General features: G+C 64.6%; 17 protein-coding genes. 10 read left to right on the top strand and 7 right to left on the bottom strand.

The features are described 5' to 3' along the window. Nucleotides 1-64: 64 nt before the first annotated feature. Nucleotides 65-2980, top strand: coding sequence for a TonB-dependent receptor plug domain-containing protein (locus GRI47_RS03630; protein ID WP_160659997.1), 2916 nt, complete (start codon nucleotides 65-67; stop codon nucleotides 2978-2980). Between the two features lie 56 nt (nucleotides 2981-3036). Here GRI47_RS03630 and GRI47_RS03625 read toward each other — a convergent pair whose 3' ends face one another. After that, nucleotides 3037-4644: an N-acyl-D-amino-acid deacylase family protein gene (locus GRI47_RS03625; RefSeq protein WP_160659996.1), complete on the bottom strand. Its 1608-nt coding sequence runs from the start codon at nucleotides 4642-4644 to the stop codon at nucleotides 3037-3039. Between the two features lie 164 nt (nucleotides 4645-4808). Here GRI47_RS03625 and GRI47_RS03620 point away from each other — a divergent pair, with 164 nt between their 5' ends. The 4 genes from GRI47_RS03620 to GRI47_RS03605 all read left to right on the top strand — a co-directional run bounded on the left by GRI47_RS03620 (nucleotide 4809) and on the right by GRI47_RS03605 (nucleotide 9055). Then, nucleotides 4809-5693, top strand: a complete 885-nt coding sequence (locus tag GRI47_RS03620) for a LysR family transcriptional regulator (RefSeq protein ID WP_160659995.1) — start codon at nucleotides 4809-4811, stop codon at nucleotides 5691-5693. Nucleotides 5694-5783: 90 nt separating this feature from the next. After that, nucleotides 5784-6806, top strand: a complete 1023-nt coding sequence (gene dgcN / locus GRI47_RS03615; RefSeq protein ID WP_202387271.1) for an N-acetyltransferase DgcN — start codon at nucleotides 5784-5786, stop codon at nucleotides 6804-6806. Further along, a complete protein-coding gene (dgcA, locus tag GRI47_RS03610; protein ID WP_160659993.1) occupies nucleotides 6806-7810 on the top strand; it encodes an N-acetyl-D-Glu racemase DgcA in 1005 nt (334 codons plus the stop codon). The genes dgcN and dgcA overlap by 1 nt, the downstream gene beginning before the upstream one ends. A gap of 12 nt (nucleotides 7811-7822) precedes the next feature. After that, nucleotides 7823-9055, top strand: coding sequence for a dicarboxylate/amino acid:cation symporter (locus GRI47_RS03605; RefSeq protein ID WP_337190630.1), 1233 nt, complete (start codon nucleotides 7823-7825; stop codon nucleotides 9053-9055). A 68-nt stretch (nucleotides 9056-9123) separates the two neighbouring features. Here GRI47_RS03605 and GRI47_RS03600 read toward each other — a convergent pair whose 3' ends face one another. The 3 genes from GRI47_RS03600 to GRI47_RS03590 form a co-directional block, all read right to left on the bottom strand. Next, nucleotides 9124-9966 carry an ROK family protein gene (locus GRI47_RS03600; RefSeq protein WP_160659992.1) on the bottom strand — a complete coding sequence of 281 codons (843 nt, stop codon included), beginning with the start codon at nucleotides 9964-9966 and terminating at the stop codon, nucleotides 9124-9126. Further along, the gene (locus GRI47_RS03595; RefSeq protein WP_337190629.1) at nucleotides 9963-11042 is read right to left on the bottom strand and encodes a glycoside hydrolase family 68 protein; all 1080 of its coding nucleotides are present in this window, start codon (nucleotides 11040-11042) and stop codon (nucleotides 9963-9965) included. The genes GRI47_RS03600 and GRI47_RS03595 overlap by 4 nt, the downstream gene beginning before the upstream one ends. Nucleotides 11043-11118: 76 nt before the next feature. Further along, nucleotides 11119-13578: a TonB-dependent receptor domain-containing protein gene (locus tag GRI47_RS03590; protein WP_160659991.1), complete on the bottom strand. Its 2460-nt coding sequence runs from the start codon at nucleotides 13576-13578 to the stop codon at nucleotides 11119-11121. Nucleotides 13579-13746: 168 nt separating this feature from the next. On the opposite strand from GRI47_RS03590, the gene GRI47_RS03585 reads away from it, so the two are divergent. Together GRI47_RS03585 and GRI47_RS03580 are read left to right on the top strand one after the other, a co-directional pair. Further along, the gene (locus tag GRI47_RS03585) at nucleotides 13747-15102 is read left to right on the top strand and encodes an MFS transporter (protein ID WP_160659990.1); all 1356 of its coding nucleotides are present in this window, start codon (nucleotides 13747-13749) and stop codon (nucleotides 15100-15102) included. A gap of 21 nt (nucleotides 15103-15123) precedes the next feature. Then, complete coding sequence (locus GRI47_RS03580; RefSeq protein ID WP_160659989.1) at nucleotides 15124-16152, top strand: LacI family DNA-binding transcriptional regulator; 1029 nt, start codon at nucleotides 15124-15126, stop codon at nucleotides 16150-16152. Between the two features lie 40 nt (nucleotides 16153-16192). On the opposite strand, the gene GRI47_RS03575 is transcribed toward GRI47_RS03580, so the two are convergent. Next, a complete protein-coding gene (locus GRI47_RS03575) occupies nucleotides 16193-17071 on the bottom strand; it encodes an MBL fold metallo-hydrolase (RefSeq protein WP_160659988.1) in 879 nt (292 codons plus the stop codon). 71 nt (nucleotides 17072-17142) lie between these two features. Between GRI47_RS03575 and GRI47_RS03570 the strand changes: the two genes are divergently transcribed. Genes GRI47_RS03570 through GRI47_RS03560 form a run of 3 tightly spaced genes read left to right on the top strand, consistent with a single transcriptional unit; the run spans nucleotide 17143 to nucleotide 18764 of the window. Further along, nucleotides 17143-17454, top strand: a complete 312-nt coding sequence (locus GRI47_RS03570) for an ArsR/SmtB family transcription factor (RefSeq protein ID WP_160659987.1) — start codon at nucleotides 17143-17145, stop codon at nucleotides 17452-17454. A 4-nt stretch (nucleotides 17455-17458) separates the two neighbouring features. Further along, on the top strand, nucleotides 17459-17977 hold the full coding sequence (locus GRI47_RS03565; protein ID WP_160659986.1) for a rhodanese family protein: 519 nt from the start codon (nucleotides 17459-17461) through the stop codon (nucleotides 17975-17977). Nucleotides 17978-17984: 7 nt separating this feature from the next. Further along, a complete protein-coding gene (locus GRI47_RS03560) occupies nucleotides 17985-18764 on the top strand; it encodes a sulfite exporter TauE/SafE family protein (RefSeq protein WP_160659985.1) in 780 nt (259 codons plus the stop codon). 46 nt (nucleotides 18765-18810) lie between these two features. On the opposite strand, the gene GRI47_RS03555 is transcribed toward GRI47_RS03560, so the two are convergent. Further along, nucleotides 18811-19572, bottom strand: a complete 762-nt coding sequence (locus GRI47_RS03555; protein WP_160659984.1) for a hypothetical protein — start codon at nucleotides 19570-19572, stop codon at nucleotides 18811-18813. After that, on the bottom strand, nucleotides 19573-20097 hold the full coding sequence (locus GRI47_RS03550; protein WP_160659983.1) for a hypothetical protein: 525 nt from the start codon (nucleotides 20095-20097) through the stop codon (nucleotides 19573-19575). It abuts the gene before it with no gap. Nucleotides 20098-20209 lie beyond the last annotated feature (112 nt).

Below are 20209 nucleotides of genomic sequence, written 5' to 3'. Positions count from 1 at the left end.
CATGACCCGTTTCGGCGGGCCGGCAGCGGCGTGAACCGTCCGTTTTGGTAGTGAGGGATTTAAGATGAATTTGCCAAAGCGCACACCATCCCGGTTTTCGTCCGGCCGCACTCGCTTCGCCAGCAGCAGCGCGCTTGCGAGCACGGCCCTCCTAGCAATCGCGGCAGTGCCCGCGGCAGCGCAAACGGCTGCGGACGAGGACGAAGATCCCGCCGTCCAGACGACCGAGACGATCGAGCGCTCCTCCGATGAGATCATCGTCACCGGCTCGCGCGTCGCGAGGCTCGGTTTCGACAGCCCGACTCCGCTGACAGTTATCAGCACGGAACAAATCCAGGCGGAATCGCCGACCAACAATCTCTTCGACCTCGTCAGCCAACTCCCCTCGGTCGCAGGCAGCGCGCAGCTGTCGAATTCCCGCCTCAACATCAGCTCCGGCCTGTCGGGCATCAACACGATCAATCTGCGCAATCTCGGGCTGGAACGGACGCTGGTCCTGCTCGACGGGCGGCGGACCGTGCCTTCGACCGTGCAAGGCTTTGTCGACGTCAACACCTTCCCCCAGCAGCTCGTCAGCCGCGTCGAGGTGGTTACGGGAGGCGCATCGGCCGCCTATGGTTCCGACGCGGTCGCGGGCGTGGTCAATTTCGTGCTCGACAAGCGTTATGAGGGCCTGAAGCTCAGCGGCAATGCCGGCATAACCGACAAGGGCGACGGCTTCACCTATCAGGTCAACGCCGCGACCGGCGTGCCCTTCGCGGATGGACGCGGGCATCTGCTCCTGAGTGGGCAGGTTTCGCATCAGGACGGTATCTTCAAAGTCGATCGGGACTGGAATTTCGGCGTGCCGAATATCATTCCCAACCCCGACTATACGGCGTCCAACGGCCTCCCGCAGTTCATCGTGCGCGGCCCCGGCAATCGCAACAATGCCGCACCCGGCGGGATCATCAACGCGTCGTCCGGGGGCGTCGCCAACCGCCTTCGCGGCCTCTATTTCGGCCCTGGTGGGCAGGTGCTGCGCTATGATTACGGCCAGTTCCCGACCGTCGCGCAAAGCAGTGGCATCACGATCGGCGGCAGTTATCAGGTCGACGATTCGAACAGCCGCATCGGCCTCTCGCCGGAAGAGGATCGGCGCAATGCCTTCGGTCGCCTGAGCTTCGATATTACGCCCTGGGCCACCGCCTTCATCGAAGCCTCCTACAATTGGCAGGAAACCTTTTTCAACGCCGGTCCGCAATTCTCGACTGGCCGGGTTCTGCGTGGCGACAACGCGTTCCTGATCCGCACTCTGGGCGCGCAGGCGGCGGGCATCAACACGGTGACGGTCGGCACGACGCAGAGCGACCTGCCGTTCCGCGCTCTCAACAACCAGCGCGACGTTCAGCGCTATCTAGGCGGCGTCGAAGGCGAATTCGAAATCGCGGGCAAGGCCGCGATCTGGGATGCCTATGTCCAGTATGGCGAAACCAATTCCCACGAACAGCTGCGCGACATCATCATCAACGCCAATTACAACAACGCCATCGACGCCGTGTTCGCCCCGGCGGGCAATGCGATCGGCGTTCCGGCAGGCACCATCGTGTGCCGTTCGACACTGACGGATCCGACCAATGGCTGCGTCCCGCTCAACATCCTGGGCACGGGCGTCACCAATCCGGCGGCGATCGACTACGTCCTCGGCGACCCCTATCGCGACCAGAAATTGAAGCAGACGGTCGTGGGTGCGAACCTGTCTTTCACGCCCTTCGCGCTCTGGGCCGGTGACGTGAGCCTCGCCGTCGGCGCCGAATATCGCAAGGAAGAGGTCTCCGGCTTCGTCCCCACCGACTTTCAGACCGGCTTCCAGGTCGGTAACTACCTCCCGACCTTCGGGGAATACGACGTCAAGGAAGCATACCTTGAAACCGTCGTTCCGCTTGGCTTCGGGCTCATCTTCAACGGCGCGGTGCGTGCGACGGACTATTCCACGTCGGGCTACGTCACGACCTACAAACTTGGCGCGACCTGGCAGCCGATCGACGACATCATGCTGCGCGGAACCTATTCGCGCGACATCCGGGCGCCCAATCTGAACGAATTGTTCCAGGCGGGCACATCGCGGACGAACACGCTGACCAATGCCTTCGTCAATCCGGCGACCACCATTACCTTCCGCGAGACCACGACGGGCAATCTCGATCTCGAGCCGGAAAAGGCCGACACCTATTCGGCGGGCGTGGTGCTGACGCCGCGCTTCGTTCCCGGCCTGTCCGCCTCGGTCGACTATTTCAACATCACCGTGGAAGGGGCCATCGGGCAGTATTTCGCGCAGGACATCTTCAACCGCTGCAACGAGGGCATCACTAGGTTCTGTGCGGCCTACGGCCCCGATCCCGACGGGGTCCGCGAACTGTTCTTCCGCGCGAGCCCCTTCAACTTCGCCGAGGTGCGCAACGAAGGCATCGATTTCGACGTCTCCTATCGCCTGGGCCTCGACGATGTCTTCGGCATGATGAACAGCTCCCTCGTCCTGCGCGCGGTGGCGACGCATTATCTCGAAAGCGTGGTGGATGACGGGATCACCGAACCGATCAGTCCGCTCGGCACTCTGTCCGGCAGCGGGCCGCCCGACTGGCTGTATCGTGGCTCGATCGCCCTTCAGACGCCCGATTTCGGTCTGACGGCAGTGGGTCGCGGCGTCGGCAGTGGACGGTATTCCGCAACCCGTTTCGAGTGTTCGACGGCGTGTCCGCCCTCGACCTCGCTGGCACGCACGACCGACGACAACAGCATTGACGGCGTGTTCTACGTAGACCTCAATGCGACCGCCAAGATCGCTGAAGCGATGGGCGCGGATGCGGAGGTGTTCATGCACATCACCAATCTGTTCGATGCCGATCCCATCATCCTGCCGGAAACGGGTCTGGCGGCGAACAGCACTTACAGCGATCTGCTGGGCCGCACATTCCGCTTCGGCGTCCGGCTCGAATTCTAAGGCTTGAATACGGGGAGGCCCGCTCGCGGTTCATGCCGCGGGCGGGCCTTTTCCTGTCAGGGGCAACGGGCAGGTCGCGACCGCAGCAGCACGCGGCCCGCCGCCTCCCCGGTCACCGCGCCGTGATTGACCGCCAACCGTCCATTCACGAACAGCGCGGTGACCCCCTCGCTCAACTCGCGCGGCGACAGATAGGTCGCGCGTGGCGCGTATTCTTCGGGATCGAGGACAAGCACATCGGCGAAATAGCCGGGCTTCAGATAACCGCGCTCTTCGACCTTGTAGATATCGGCGACCTGCCCGGTCGATTGACGGATGAAGCGCGCAAGGTCGATCGTCCCGCGTTCCACCACATAGGTACGGTACTTCTCGGGATAGGTGGCGAACATTCGGGGATGGCCCAGCGAACCGTCCGAGGCGGTCACCACCCATGGCTGGCGCATCAATGCCTCGACATCGCCCTGCGCCATGTTGAAGGAGGCAACCTCTGTCCCCCGCCCGCCTTCCGACGCGACCTGTGCGATGATGCGGATTGCAGCCTCGACCGGATCGATCCCCTCGGCCTGCGCCTGTTCTTCCAGGGTTCGCCCTGTCCAGACCCGACCGGGAGCGGTGAGAAGCAGCGACGCGGCTCCACCCCGGCGGCGCAGGTTTTCGTCCATTTCCGTGCGGATACGCGCCTTGGTAGCAGGATCGGCAAACCGCGCCAGCAGCGCTTCCGCCCCGCCATCGACCGCCCAGCGCGGCAGCAGCGCGGCATCGAGACTCGATCCCGAAGCCAGCCAGGGATATTGGTCGGCGGTCACATCGATCCCCCGCGCCCGCGCGGCCTCGATCAAGGCTATCAGGGCGGGCGCTTCGCCCTGCACGTCCACACCCAGCGCCTTGATATGCGCGATATGGACTGGCGCGCCCGCCTCCTCGCCGATGCGGATCGCCTCCCGCGTCGAATCCATCAGCCCGATCGTATAGGAGGATTCATCGCGCTGGTGCGTATCGTAGAGCCCGCCGCGCTGCCCTGCTTCCCGCGCCAGAGCGATCACCTCCCCGGTCGTGGCGAAGCTCTGCGGGGCATAGAACAGGCCCGTAGAAAAGCCCGTCGCGCCTGCGCACATCGCGCCTGCGACCAGCTGCTTCATGGTGTCGAGCTCATCGCTGTCGGGCGCGCGCGCCACATCGCCCAGCACCCGCCCCCGAACCGCGCCGAAGCCCACGAAGGGCACCACATTGGTGCCGACGCCCGAATTGGCCAGCTTGCGCGCATCCTCCGCGACATCGGGCGTGCCGCCGCCATCGACGCCGATCATCACCGTGCTCGCCCCCTGGGTCAGCCAGGCGGCGTTGAGCCGCTCGGCGGGATCGTCCGCGCGCAGGAAGATATCCGCATGGGTGTGCGGATCGATGAAGCCCGGCGCCACGATCTGGCCCCGCGCGTCGATCACCCGTCCGGCCGCAAACTTGCGCGGAGGTCCGACATAGGCGATCCTGTCGCCCGTGATCGCAACGTCTCCAGGATAGGCTGGCGTCTCGCCGCCGTCATAGATGGTTCCGCCGCGGATCACGATATCGACGGCAGGCGGCGTGCTGGTGGCGCAAGCTCCCAGCGACAGAGCGCAGGCGAGTGCGGCAAGGGATGGCAGGCGGAGGACAGGCAAGGACGGCATGACGAACGCTCCTCTTCGCGACCGACGACGCAGATTGCGCCACGCGGTAACAGACGAAAGGCATTTACGATTGCCGCCGATCCGTCCACCCCTGAACCCTGCCGACACATTTGAAGGCCATAACCGCACCGAATGTGTCCCCTTGCAGCGAGGTCGTTTCACCGATGAATTTACGCCAGATCGAAGTCTTCCACGCGGTATTCCTCCACGGCACGGTCAGCGCAGCGGCGCGCGCGCTCAACGTGTCGCAGCCGAGCGTCACCAAGGTGCTTCGCCATGCCGAGAAATCGTTGGGACTGGACCTTTTCGAGCGGACAAAAGGACGACTGATCCCGACGGAAGACGCGCGCACCCTGTTCGGCGAGGTGTCGGACATTCAGGACCGCGTCCGCTCGCTGCATCAGGCGTGCCGCAATCTGCGCCAGGGCGAAGGCAGCCTGCTGCGCATTTCGGCCCTGCCTTCGCTGGGGCTTGGCGCCTTGCCGGAGGCGGTGGCGCGTTTCACCGCGAAGCGAAGCGAGATTCGCTTCGATCTCCAGACGCTCCACCACGACGAGATCGTGCGCAAGCTCTACGAGCGGGAAACCGATATCGCGATCAGCTTCGAAGTCCCGATTGCCGCACCGGTCGCCCATCAGGTGATCGGCGAAGGGGAATTGGTGGTGTTGTTCCGGCCGGAAGATCTGCCCGATGCACCCTCACGCATCCATCTGGCGGACATGGAGGGCAAGGATTTCATCAGTCCGATCCAGAACGGTCCCATCGGCCAATTGCTGCGCAGCGAACTCGAACGCCTCGAAGTAACGCTGACCGAAAGCGCGTCCTCGCGCACCTATTACATCGCGGCGGCGCTCGTGCGCGCGGGACTGGGCATGGCGATCGTCGACAATTTCACCGCCGAATCCGCTCTCGCGGCGGGGCTCGCCAGCCGCCCGCTCCAACCCGCGCTGACCTTCGACATCAATGCGGTCTATCTGCAAGCCCGCCCACCTTCGCGCGCGGGTGCCGATTTCCTCGCTCTGCTCGCCGAGGTGATCGACGCGGTATAGCCCGATGCTATGCCTCCGATGGGACAGGCCCTCTGGGTGGGCCGAGCGCATCGCAGTAAGGTCGCGTTTTCTTGCGAAATGCGGGCCATGATGATCGCGACACCCTATCTCCTCTATCTCGGCAATTCGACCGATCCCTATGCCATCAAGACCGCCCGCGGGCTGGCGGTATTCCGACCCGAACAATGCGTGGCCGAATATCGCAGCGATGAGTGCCCGCTCACGCTCGGACTGCCGAGAATGAATTTTGCGGAGGCGGTTGCGAAGGGCGCGCGCACGATGGTCCTCGGCATAGTCAATTCCGGCGGTACGCTGGAAAAGACCGTTATCGAGGATGCGATCAAGGCCATGGAGGCCGGTCTCGACCTCGCGTCAGGCCTGCATCGCAGATTGAAGGACGAGCCGCGCCTGGTGGAGGCCGCGCAGCGAACGGGCCGCCTCCTTCACGACGTTCGCGATCCGCCTGAAGGGTTGATGGTCGGGACGGGCGATCCCCGACCGGGCAATCGCCTGCTGACGGTCGGGACCGATTGCTCGTCCGGCAAGATGTATACGACGCTGGCGCTTCAGCGCGGGATGGACGCGCGCGGGATCGCCTGCGATTTTCGTGCGACGGGACAGACTGGCATCCTCGTCGCCGGAGCGGGCATCCCGCTCGACGCGGTGGTGGCCGATTTCATTTCCGGCGCGATCGAACAGCTCGCCCCCGCCCGCCATGACGGGGGTTGGGATCTGATCGAGGGGCAAGGCTCGCTCTTCCACCCCTCTTTCGCCGGCGTTTCGACCGGCCTATTGCACGGTGCCCAACCCGCCGCGCTCGTCATGTGCCACGATCCGACCCGGCGCGTGATGCGCGGCCTGACCCATCGCGCCCCGCCCGACCTGGCCGAATGCATCGCAGCGAACCTTGCGACCGCCCGCCTCACCAGCCCTGATGTCCGCATGATCGGTATCGCCCTGAACACATCGAGCCTCGACCAGAACGAGGCGATCGCACTCTGCCTGCGGCTTCAGGACGAACACGGTCTGCCCTGTACCGATCCGCACCGGATGGGCGTGGAACCGATCCTCGACGCGCTGCTCGGTCCGGTGGAAGGGGTGGCACGGGCCTGATGGCGGGAGCTGGCACCACCCTTTCCGCACGCCACGAAAGCCTTCCTCTCGCCCGGCCCTTCCGTATCTCACGCGGCGTGAAGACCGCTGCCGAAGTGGTGACGGTCGCGATCGGTCGCGACGGGAAGGTGGGGCGCGGTGAAGGCGTCCCCTACCCGCGTTACGGCGAGAGCGTGGAAAGCGCGCTTGCCGCGATCGAAGCGCAAAAGGGGCCTATCGAAGCGGGGGCGAGCAGACACGACCTGCTCGATCTGATGCCGGCGGGCGCGGCGCGAAATGCCCTCGATTGCGCGCTGTGGGATCTGGAAGCGCGGCTGACGGGCCGGAGCGTATTCGCCACGCTTGGGCTCGCCGAACCGCTGGCGCCGATCGCAACCGCGCTTACCATCGGCCTCGACACCCCCGATGCGATGCGGGATGCCGCGCGCGAACTGGCTCGGGCGCCGCTTGTAAAGGTCAAGGTCGATTCGAGCGATCCCGCCGCGCAATTGCGCGCCGTGCGCGAAGCCGCGCCCGATCCGCGCCTGATCGTCGATCCGAACGAAAGCTGGTCTATGAAGGAGGTCGAAGGGTTGCAGGAGCTGATGATCGACCTGCGCGTCGATCTCCTGGAACAGCCTTTGCCCGCTGGGGAGGACAGGGCGCTCGACGGCTTCGCATCCGCGATCCCGATCGCTGCCGATGAATCCATCCACACCGCCAGCGATCTCGACAATCTGGCGAGCGGATACGGGGTGGTGAACGTGAAGCTGGACAAGGCGGGTGGGCTGACCGGAGCGCTCCAGCTGATCGACCAGGCTCGCGAGAGAGAGCTGGGTATCATGATCGGGTGCATGATCAGTTCCTCGCTCTCGATCGCCCCCGCCCTGGCTTTGGCTGCGGATAGTGCTTTCGCCGATCTGGACGGACCGTTGTGGCTCATGGAAGATCGCAGCGATGGTGTGTCCTGCGATCGGGGGATGCTGCACCGGCCGTGCGAAGGCTTCTGGGGCGCGGCGAATTAAAGGGGATTGGCGATGATGACCTGGCTGCGGCGGTGGCAGGCGCTGGCATTGTGGCGCCGTGTCGTGGTCGGTCTGGTTGCCGGGGTCGCGCTTGGCCTGCTGGCGCCATCGGCAACCGTCTATGTCGCCTTCCTCGGCGATCTGTTCGTGCGGCTGATCCGAATGCTGGTGGTTCCCATCGTTTTCATCAGCCTCGCCTCGGGCGTCACCGCGCTTGCCGATCCGCGCAGGCTGGGCGCGGTCGGTGCGCGTACGATCGCCCTGTTCGCGGCCACCACCTTCTGCGCGGTCGCGATCGGGATGGCGGCGGGTCTCGTCATCCAGCCAGGCCTGGGCGCGGCGATCGGGAGCGGGGAAGCCTTCGCTCTGGGCGAGCCTGTGCCGGTTTACGATCAGCTGATGGGCATCGTCCCTGTCAATGTGGTCGAGGCGCTGGTGGCGGGCGACATGCTCGCCATCATCTTCTTCGCGATCGCCTTCGGTGTCGCCACCGTACTGGCTGGGGAGGAAGGACGTCCGGTTGCAAACCTGCTGCAATCGGCCGCGCGCATCCTGTTCCGGCTGGTCGCGCTGGTGATGGAGTTCACGCCCTATGGCGTCTTCGCACTGATCGCCGTTGCGGTCGCGCAGAACGGGATCGCGGTCTTCACCAATATCGGCTGGCTGGCTCTCTGCGTGGTGATCGGGGTCGCGGTGCAGATTGCGCTGGTCCATGTTCCGCTGCTCCTCTTCGTTGCGAAGCGGCAGGTCGGACGGTTCTATCGTGCGGCGATCGACGCGCTTGCCGTCGCCTTCGCCACGGCCTCGTCGGCTGCCACTCTTCCCGTCGCCTTGCGGGTGGCGATCGAGAAGATGCAGATCGATCGCGGTGTCGCATCGACCGTTCTTCCGATCGGCGCGAGCATCGGCAAGGACGGAACGGCCATGTATGTGGGATTGCTGAGCGTCTTCAGCCTGCAGGCGCTTGGCGTGACGCCGGACCCGGCGATGCTGGGTATCGTCCTGCTGACCGGAGCGCTCGCGGCATTCGGGACTGCGCCGATCCCTTCGGCCTCCCTGTTCATGCTCGCGGCCGTCCTCGCCTCGGTCGGCGTTTCGACCGCGCAGACGGCCTTGATCATCGGTTTCGTGCTGCCCTTCGATCGTCTGCTCGACATGACGCGGACCGTCGCGAGCGCGAATGCCAATCTGACCGTTACGGCATCCGTCAGCAGGTGGGAACGGCCTGACGAATTTCTCGGCTAAGGACCGCGCCACCCCAGCCGATCAGCCCGCACTTCGAAGAATAGCCTAATTCGGAGCCGCCCTCGATGCTAGGCGGCGAGGATCATGGCTCCGGTGATGCCCGACATCTGGCCCAGGCGCGGGGCGATGATCTGGTGTCGGTTGCCACCCGGCAGGTAACCGGCATCGAGTTCCGTCACCAGCTCAGCAATCCGCTCGCGAAGGCCCGGCGTTTGCAGCACGCCGCCGCCAAGAACCACCTTTTCGACCGATGTCGTCGCGAACAGCGTATGACACGCTTGCGACAGATAATGCGCGACGCGTTCGTGCGCGGCGCTCGTTTCGGGCAGGTCGGACAGGGTCGCTCCCCAGCGCGCGAGGATTGCGGGACCGCTCGCCAGGCCTTCCAGACAATCGCCGTGGAAGGGGCACACGCCAGCGAATGCGTCGTCGTGCACGGGGCGGCGCGGATAATAGTGGCCCATCTCAGGATGCGCGGCGCCATGGACGCAGCGGCCATCGATGACGAGGCCGACGCCGATCCCGGTGCCCACGGTCATATAGGCCAGCGACCGGACCGAACCATCGGCCCGCGCCTCGGCAAGCGCGGCGGCGTTGACGTCGGTATCCACCGTTACCGGCACATGCAGCCCATCGGCCAGCGCACCTGCCAGGTCGAACCCGCTCCATCCCGGCTTGGGCGTCGCCAGAATATGCCCGTAATCCGCTCGCTCCCGGTCGAGCCCGACCGGGCCGAACGTCGCCAGCCCCAGCGCCGTCAGGGACGGTTGCGTGGAGAACCAGTCAAGCGCTTCGGCCACGGTTTCGTCGGGGTTGCGGGTGGGTATCGTGTGCGTGGCAGCGATCGAATCTGGCGTCTCGCCGACCGCGAGCACGCATTTCGTCCCGCCAGCTTCGATACCGCCGATCATGGCGCCCCCACCTCTTCGACCAGGCTCACGGTCTCGCCGTCGAAAGCGAGCTGCAACAGAGGTGCTGGCGCTCCGACGAAGCCTTGGCCCCCGGGGTCGTCGACGAAGCTCGCCACCACGCCCTCCGCGCTCACGAACCAGCTATAGGCGCGGCGCGGGTCGTCCGCCGGATTGGCGAGCACGAGCCCGCTGCCGTTAAGCGGCGTCCACGGACCTACCAGAGAGCGCGCGGCCATCCCGTAAAGCCCGGTCGGTCCGGTGGGGACATCGGGCGCGAAGGTGGAGGTCTGGGTCACCCAGAAAACGTAATACATTCCGTCCCGAAAGACGATATGCGCGCGTTCGAGTTCATTGTTGACCCCGTCCGCATGGACGAGCGGCGGCAGCAGCGACCATCCGGCATCCCCGCGTCGCGCGATCCCGACGGCACCGTTATAGTCGGAATCGCTCCCGGCGAGCGAGGCGGTGAAGATCAGATAGTCCGCGCCGTCCATCGGATCGCGGAAGAAGGCCGGATCGCGAAACGCCTTGATCCTTCCGGCCTCCCCTTCATGCGCGTCCGCCGCGCAATATTCGGGCGTCAGCCTGTCGATCGAGGGGCGCGGGAGAGTCCACTCGCCGATCGTGCCATCCGAAGCGACCGGCGCGCTCGCCTCGAACAGACGCTGCTGATAGCCGCCCGGCTTCCCGACAATACCGGCGCCGGTGAAGAACAAAGTCAGCCTGCCATCGTCGAGCAGCGCCGACCCGGCCCATTCCCGCTCGTATGGCGCGGCATGGGGCGGGAGGACGGGGCCCTTGTCCTCCCAGCCATTCGCCCCCCGCTCGATCCAGCGGATATCGGCCTCGAAATGGCGGGCGTCCGGGTCACCCCGGTCGGGCGCGGATAGCGCCATCCACATCTCCCGCCCACCCAGACGGGCGATCGTCCCGTCGCCATTTTGGACCGCCCACATGTCCCAGTAATAGCGATCCGCACCGCCCATGGGGCGTGGCTGGGTACCGACATCCGGTACTGACGGACAGCGTGCGGTATCGATCTTGGCGGTATGAGCCTTGGTCCATGCAGTGGTCACAATGCTTCCCCGGAAATTCGCATAAGGGCTGGAATGCCGCCCAGGCCGGAGAGCCCCCGGCCCGGGCGATCGGTCATCAGAAGTCGAAACGGACCGAAGCCGACAGCGTCCGCCCGTTGATCGAGCGCGCCCGCACGATCCCGTTGGCGGGGATCGACCCTTCCTCGGCTTCGGTGAAACCCTTGGTGTCGAACACATTGTTGGCATTCAGCGAGAGGGTGATGCCATCTGTCGGACGCAGGTTCACGAAGGCGTTCATGACCGTGAAGCCCGGCAGAACCAGCTGGTTGCTGTCCTGCGCGTAGCTGTCGCTCGTGCCCACCGCATTCACGCCGAGGCCGAACAGCTCGCTGTCATAGGCGGCGGTCGCCTGATAGATCCAGTCGGCCTGGCGACGCGGCGTGTTGCCGACATTGGCCGGGCTGATATTGTCGCGGCTGATCTCGGCATCGGTGTAGGTCGCGCCGCCCGACAGGCTGAACGGACCCATCCGGTAAGCGCCTTCCAGCTCCACGCCGCGCGCCTTGTAGGCCCTGCTGAAGACGGTCTGGGTGGTCGCTTCGAAATTCTCTTCCTCGGTCCGGGCATCGAAGACGGTGGCGTAGAAGGACAGGCCGCCGGAGCGGTATTTGGCGCCGATTTCGGCCTGCTTGACGAAATCGACCGCCACGTCGCTGCTGCGCAGGGCACCGGTCGCCGGATCGACATTGTTGGCGTTGAACAGGATGCGGTCCGCATTGGCCCGGCCACCCCGGCTGTAGCGTCCGAAGATCGAGAAGGAATCGGTGACAAGATAGTTCGCACCGACCGAGTAGGACACGTAATCCGTATCGTAATCGACCAGCGCGGCACCTGTGGTCGGCAGCACGCTGACCAGCGTTTCCGCCCGATTGATGGTCCCGTTCCCGTTGATGTCACGCGTCGTCACCGGGCCGTCGCCGAACGTCCTGCCCTTGGCCTCGCTGAAATCCCAGCGCACGCTGCCATCGAGCGACAGCCCGCCGAATTCCAGGCCGAGCGCGGCAAAGGGCGCCTTGGTCGTGTATTCGAGATCGTAGGAGCGACGGCAGCAATTGCCGAAGAACGCGGCGCTGTAACCGACCGTGCCGTTCTGGGTTTGCGGGACGCCCGCTGCGTTGCGCACGTCCAGCAACACGGCATCACCATTGCCCTCCACGCTCATCAGATGCGAGGTCCACAGCCACGCAGTGTCGATATCCTGCTGCGAATAATAGAACCCGCCCGTCAGGCTTGCCGAACCGCCGCCGAAATCGAACTCGGTCGTCGCACGAAGATCGTTGGTGAGATTGTCGAGGCTGTTGAGCCGCGTGTTGAAGGTGACGATGTTGGCCACCAGCCCGTTGCCGCCAAGGGTCGCGGGATTGGCGACGATCTGGCCTGCCTGCGGGCCGCTCGCATAAAAGAGGCTGGAGCCGGGTCCGCCGATCGCGTTGGCCGCAGCCTGCGCTCCGGTCACGCTACCCGGAAAAGGCGACACGAAGGCGCCGCTGATATCGGCATAGCGGAAGCGATTGGTGACGGTGAAAGCACCGATATCGAACTCTGCTTCGAGACCGCCGGCCAGAACCTTGGGATGCATCCCTTCGTTGATATTGTAGGTTTCGACCTGATTCGCCTGATCGAGCGTCGTGATCGGCCTGAAATTGGGCGAATGGAGCGAATCCGAATTGATCGAGAAATTCGCGATGCTGGTATAGGTCGGGTCGGCATCGCTCCCGCTGACGAGCACGGGATTCGGCAGATAGGCGACCGAGTGATCGTTCAGATACTTGCCATAGACGCGGACATAGCCATTGGCGAAATTGCGCGTGATGTTGGCTTTGATCTGGCCGCCGCGGGCCCCGTCATAGCCGACATCGCGCGGCCCATCGCCGATATGGCTGAAACCGCCGATATGGAAAGTCGTGTCGGCATCGATGCTGCCGCCATAGTCGAAATCGGCGCGGAATTCGCGATAGTCCAGCCCGGCGGTCAGGCCGAGCGAGCCGCCTTCGCGCGTGCCGGTCTTGGAGATGAAGTTGACGACGCCGCCCGGCGAATTAGACGCGAAGGTCGAAGCAGACCCGCCGCGCACCGCTTCGACCCGTGCGACGGAATAATCGGTGCGAAGAAAGATGTCGGCATTGCCGAACGTGATGTCGCCGAATTCGAGGATTGGGAGCCCGTCTTCCTGGAGCTGGAGGAACTTCGCACCGCCCGAGGCGACCGGCAGGCCGCGCACGGCGATATTGGCATTGCCCTCGCCGCCTGAGCTTTCCGAACGGATGCCCGGAATCTGGCGGATCAGCTCGGCCGAGGATCGCGGTGCCAGATCGACGATCGCCTCGCTGTTGAGCGAGCTGACCGAGACCGAGCTGTCGAGCACGTTCTGCCCGCGCGCAACCGCGGTGACGACGATCTCAGACGCATCGATAGCGGGCGGGACCTCGTCCTGCGTCGCAGCATCCTGCGCAAAAGCGGGCGTGGTGAAAGCCGAAAGCGCAGCGCTCAGGGCGAGGGTGTGACGGATCTTCATGGCAACTCTCCTGGTGCGTTCGCGTCGATTGCGCGATTCGCATTTAGACCTACCTCAGTTGCAATCGTTTGCAACAGTTTTATTGCAAACGATTGCAAGATGCCCCTTTTCCTGTCATCAATACCCTTAACAGCCCCGGTCAGAGGGCCATATTTGAGAGGATTGGCCATGATAAATGCGGCAAAGCCAAGGCTTTCCCTGCTGCGAATCATCGAAATGAATATCGGCTTCTTCGGGCTGCAATTCAGTTTCGGTCTGCAGCAGGCCAATATGGGACCGATCTACGGATTCCTCGGCGCGGACGAGGCTACCATGCCCCTGCTCTGGCTGGCCGGGCCGATGACCGGCCTGATAGTCCAGCCGATCGTCGGCGCTCTCAGCGATCGCACGTCGAGCCGCCTCGGGCGGCGCACCCCGTATTTCCTGATCGGGGCGATCCTGTGTTCGCTGGCCCTGTTCGCCATGCCCTATTCCCCCACTTTGTGGGTCGCGGCCTCGCTTTTGTGGATCCTCGATGCGGGCAACAACATCACGATGGAGCCTTACCGCGCCTACGTGTCCGACCGCCTCGCGCCCGACCAGCGGCCGGTCGGCTTTCTGACGCAAAGCGCCTTCACCGGGCTAGCCCAGACGCTGAGCTACATGGCCCCCACCCTGCTGACGGCGTTCGTGGCGAAAGACGTGCTCGATGCGAACGGCATTCCCGTGATCGTTCGCGTCGCTTTCGTCATCGGTGCGATCCTGTCGATCAGCACCATCGTATGGTCGATCTGGCGCGTGCCCGAATTGCCGCTGAGCGAAGCCGAGCAGGCCGCGCTTGCCGAACGCCCGTTATCCGCGTCTTCCGCGCTTGCGGATATAGCCATCGCCATCCGCGAAATGCCGAAGCCGATGCGCCAGCTCGCCTTCGCGATGCTGTGCCAGTGGTATGCCATGTTCGTCTACTGGCAATATATCGCCTTCGCCGTCGGTCGTTCGCTCTACGACACCGCCGATCCGCAAAGCGCGGCATTCCGCGAAGCGACTCTGACTGCGCAGCAGATCGGCGCCTTCTATAATTTCGTCGCTTTCATTTCCGCCATGGCCCTGATCCCCATCGTCCGCCGTCTGGGCGCGCGATCGGTCCATGCCGCCTGTCTCGCCGCATCGGGCGCGGCCATGCTGATGATACCGGGGATGGACGACAAAGCCGGATTGTTCGTCCTGATGCTCGGCATCGGAATCGGCTGGGCGGGCATGATGGGCAACACATACGTCATGCTGACCGATGCGATCCCGCCTGCGCGGACGGGCATCTACATGGGGATCTTCAATATGTTCATCGTGATCCCGATGCTGATCGAGACGGTGACGATGCCGTTTATCTACGAACCCCTGCTGGGCGGAGATCCGCGCAATGCGCTGATGCTGGGCGGTGCGCTGATGCTCTTGGGCGCGGTCGCGACCTTATTCGTGAAGGCCGGGGGACGCCCCGCTCGGCCTGTCCCCCACGCTGTCACCGCACCGCCTGTTCCACCAGCCTAGACCGGTGTAAACGCCGGTCGAATGAGCGAGCAGGAAACTCCGAAGGCGCGTCCCGCCGTCCGCACTCTCAGCGATCTCGCGCGGATCGCCGGGGTCTCTGCGGGCACTGTCAGCCGGGCTTTGGCGGGCAACAGCCTGGTCAATACGGCCACGCGCGAACGCATCGTCGCCCTCGCCCGCGATCACGGGTTTCGACCGAACAAGATGGCGAGCAGCCTGCGCCGCCAGAAGACCGACGTGATCGGTATCGCCATCCCGCTGGGGCATGACAGCAGGCAGCAGATTTCCGACACGTTCTTCATCACGCTGCTGGGCCATCTCGCCGATGCGCTGACCGAGCGTGGATATGACCTGATGCTGCGCCGCGTCATCCCCGAGCGCGACGAGGACTGGCTCGATCGCTTCATCGGTTCGGGCATGATCGACGGGTTGCTGGTGATCGGCCAGTCCGACCAGTTCGATCGCATCGAGGACGCCGCCGACGGCTATCTGCCGATGGTGGTCTGGGGCAATCATGCCGAGGGGCAGCGCCATTGCGTGGTCGGCACCGACAATCGCCTCGGCGGCAGGCTTGCGACCGAGCGCCTGATCGAAAGCGGCGCGCGGCATATCTATTTCCTCGGCGACACCTCCGCCGTCGAATTCGCTGCCCGCTATGCCGGTGCGCTCGATGCCGCAGGGCGATCGGGCGTGACGGTCACTCCGCTGACAAGCCACCTGTCGAGCGATCGGCTGGAAGCCGAAGTGGCCGCCAATCTCGATCGATCCTTCGAACGCGGAGACGCCATCTTCGCCGCGACCGATACGCTCGCCATCGCCAGCCTCGCGCGGCTGAAGGCGCTCGGCATCGCCGTGCCCGATCAGGTGCGGATCGTCGGCTTCGACGACCTTCCGCTCGCCGCCCAGACCACCCCGCCCCTCACGACCGTCCGCCAGGATATCCGCGCCGGGGCCTTCGCAATGGTCGATTTGCTGATCCGGCGCATCTCCGGGGAGGACACCGAGAGCATCGTGATGCCTCCGCGTCTGGTCGTGCGACGCACGGCGTGACGGTGAGGAGGATACCCACCATGTCGGTCGCCTCTGTCACTCACGCCGAATTGTCGGAATTCCATTTCACCGGGATGCGCAGATAGGTGACGCCATTGGCCTCCGCTTCCTCGAACCGACCGGCGCGGATGTTGACCTGAATGGATGGCAGGAGGAGCTTGGGGACCGACAGACCCGCATCGCGTTCCTCGCGCATGGCGACGAAATCGTCCTCGCTCATCCCTTCGTGGATGTGGATGCTGGAGCGCTTCTGTTCGCCGACCGTGGTCTCCCAGCGATATTCGTCCCGTCCAGGCGCCTTGTAATCGTGGCACAGGAACAGGCGCGTCTCGTCGGGTAATTCCAGCAGGCGCCGGATCGAACGATAGAGCGTGCGCGCGTCGCCGCCAGGGAAATCGGCGCGGGCCGTGCCGTAATCGGGCATGAAGAGCGTGTCGCCGACGAAGGCGGCATCGGCGACGAGATAGGCGACATCCGCCGGCGTATGGCCGGGAACGTGCATCACCTCGACCTCCAGCTCGCCGATGCGGAAGCGTTCTCCGTCTTCGAACAGGCGATCGAAATCCGACCCGTCGACCGCGAGATCGTCCATCGCGAAGACCGGACGGAAAATCTTTTGCACGTCGCGGATATGGGCGCCGATCCCGATCGAGGCACCGGTCTGCGCTTTGATGAAAGGCGCGGCCGAGAGGTGATCCGCATGGGCGTGGGTTTCCAGCACCATCGCGATCTCCCACCCCTTGTCCTTCGCGAATGCGAGGATCCGCTCCGCACTGCGCGTATCGGCCTCGCCACTGGCGAGATCGAAATCGAGCACCGGGTCGATCACGGCAGCGATATGGGTGGCGGGATCGCCGACGAGATAGCTGATCGTATTGGTTGGTTCGTCGAAGAAGGCCTCGATGACGGGTTGGCTCATAATCTGACTCCATTAGCTCTTGCTAATATAGATCGCCTCCCTATATAAGCAAGAGCTAATGGAGTGAAGCGATGCTCGAACCGATGGATCTCGAAACCTTCGAGGCGAAAGCCAGCGGGGTTGCCGATACGCTGAAGGCGCTCGGCAATGCCCGCAGGCTGATGCTGCTGTGCAAGCTGGTCGAACATGGCGAGGTCACGGTCGGCGATCTGGCGCACGATGTCGGATTGTCCCAGTCGGCCTGCTCGCAGCACCTTGCGCGGATGCGGGACGAAGGCCTGGTCGCCTACCGGCGCGAAAGCCAGACGCTCTGGTATTCGATCGCGGATGCGCGGGTCGAGACGCTGCTCGCCACTCTCTATCAACTCTACTGCAAGGATTGATGCGATGACCTGCCTTCCTCTCGACCCGTCCGACGCCCAAGCCGCAATGCAGGCTGGCGCGCGCCTGATCGATATTCGCGGGACGGACGAATATGCGCGCGAACACATTCCGGGCGCAACGAACGTCCCGCTCGATCGGATCGGCGAACTCGGCCCCTGCCCTTCGCCGGTCATCTTCCATTGCCGTTCGGGAATGCGGACCGAAGCGAACGCCGCGCGCCTGACAGCCGCCACAGGAGATGCCCAAGCTTTCGTCCTGACAGGTGGGATCGATGCGTGGCGCGCGGCGCGACAACCGACCGTGCTCGACAAAAAACAACCGATCGAGATCATGCGACAGGTGCAGATCGCGGCAGGAGCGCTTGTCCTGATCGGCGTTCTGCTCGGCTTCCTGTGGTCGCCCGCCCTCTTCGGGCTGTCCGCCTTCGTCGGCGCGGGACTTGTCCTTGCCGGGACGACCGGATGGTGCGGGATGGCCGAGATGCTGCGCGCGCTTCCCTGGAACCGGCGCGCGAACGTCTGACCCGGATATGGACCTCGCCACCATCATCGCCACGCTGATATCCGGCGGCGCCATCGGCCTGATCCTCGGGCTGGTGGGGGGTGGCGGGTCGATCCTCGCAGTGCCGCTGCTGGTCTATGTGGTCGGGATCGGATCGACCCATGCCGCCATCGGCACGGCGGCCGTCGCGGTGAGCGCCAATGCTATGGCCAGCCTGGTCGGACACGCCCGCGCCGGAAACGTGAAATGGCGCTGCGCGAGCGTCTTCGCGCTGGCCGGGGTCGTCGGCGCCGCGATCGGCGCGGAACTCGGCAAGGCCTTCGATGGGCAGCGCCTGCTTACACTGTTCGGACTGCTGATGATCGGTGTCGGTATCTCCATGCTGCGGAAACGAAGCACGATTTTGGCGCCCGACGTCCGCCTGACCCGGACAAGCGCGCGCCTGCTGCTACCTCGCCTGATCCCAATAGGCCTTTTGACCGGCCTTGCCGCCGGCTTCTTCGGGATCGGCGGGGGCTTCCTGATCGTGCCGGGACTGATGCTCGCCGCCGCGATGCCGCTCCGCTACGCCGTGGGCAGCTCGCTTATGGTGGTGACGGCGCTGGGCCTGACGACGGCAGGGTCCTACGCGATTTCCGGCCTGGTCGACTGGCTGATCACCGGCCTGCTGGTCGCGGGAGGAATCCTCGGCACCATGTCCGGCATCGTCATCGGCAAGAAGCTCGGCGCGCGCGAAGGCGTGCTCGAGCGGGGATTTGCCATGCTCGTCATCGCGATCGGGGCTTACGTCGCGATCAGCGGTTCGTGACGATGACAGTGCACCCAATAAGCACGCTCTACCGCGACGCGAGGATTTAGGGCTGGGGAGGCACCGTCAGACCGATAGCTTTCAGTACCGCTTCGAGGTTCGCGCCTTGCAGCGTGGTGCTGTCCTCGACCGGCTGCGCAGGCGGAGGGGCCGTGCCAGGCAGGAAGAGCGACGCGAGCTCCTGATTGCTCGACAATTCGGCATCGGGAGCCGTCTGCGATGCGCGGCGGATGCGCTGTTCGATCGTCAGCGTTGCCGGGTCCTCGTCATCCGCCCGTCGCTGCGCCAGCAAGGCTTCTTCAGCGCTCAGCACAGGGGCGGTCGGTGCCGCGAAATCCCCGGCACGCCTTTCCAGGATTCGCAGGCAGGCACGGTAGAGCGACTGATCCACCTGCGGATCGCAGCGATCCTGGCCGCCCAATCTCGTCACGCCCTCGGGAGCGCTCTGGTCCGGCGAAGACAGGGCATCGGGTTGGACGCTGCGCAGATCGCCTTCGCCGCGCGCGACCTGCGCTGTTGCAAGATCGGACGCGGCGCGCGAAACCTGCGCGACCCCAGTATCCGCTCCATCCCTCTGAGGCGATCGGAGGATCGAGCGGTCCGTATCGATCGGACCGGACGACACTTTTCCCGATGTGTTGGCGCCTGCCGGTTCACCTATCTGACTGACATTCAGATCGCTCGGACCTCCACCCCGCTCATCGGGATCGACGGCAAATTCCTCGAGCTCGACCCGCTGGTCGACACCTTGTCCGAATGCGCCCGACGCGAATGCGACGAACACCAGCGAGAGAGTGCGCAACCGCATCTAGCGACCCTGGGTGACCGTCAGCGCCTGACCTGCGGGTTGGTCGATCGCGATGGCAAGATTGTCGCCCGTTTGCATCAGCATCAGTTGGTTCCCACCGTTTTGCGTGATCAGCGCGGCATTCGCGTTCCCGTTCTGGCGGATTTCGGCCTGATTGTCGCCTCCGTTCTGCGTGAGGTCGAGCAGGTTGGAAGCCCCCGACTGGATCGCCAATATGCCGTCCATCTCGCTTCCGCCAATCTGGCGCAGGGTCATGCGGTTGCCCTCGCCGCTCTGCTCGGCAAGCGCAACCTGAGCGGCGTCGCCACTCTGCGTGATATGAAGCGCATTGTCCGATCCACGCTGTATCGCGCGCGCATAGTGCGAGCCGGTGCCTTCCTGGGTCGAGGTGGCGCGATTGTCCGATCCGTCCTGATCGATGCGCGCATAATGGCCTGGATCGTTCTGTTCGATCGCCGCCCGATTGCTGCTGCCGATCTGATCGATGAAGGCGCCCCTATCGGCATTGGGCCGCGAGATAATCAAGGGCGTCGTGGGGGGATTTGCGCTTCCGGCATTACCCTGCGCACCGGCGTTCCCATTGTTTCCGTTGCAGGGATTTCCGTTCGACTTCGCGCACGGATTTCCGGGCGGCGTG

Source organism: Qipengyuania pelagi (assembly GCF_009827295.1).
GTDB classification, from domain to species: Bacteria; Pseudomonadota; Alphaproteobacteria; order Sphingomonadales; family Sphingomonadaceae; genus Qipengyuania; species Qipengyuania pelagi.
Note: the sequence above shows the minus strand (reverse complement) of the source record. Positions and strands in the feature narration are given on the sequence as shown.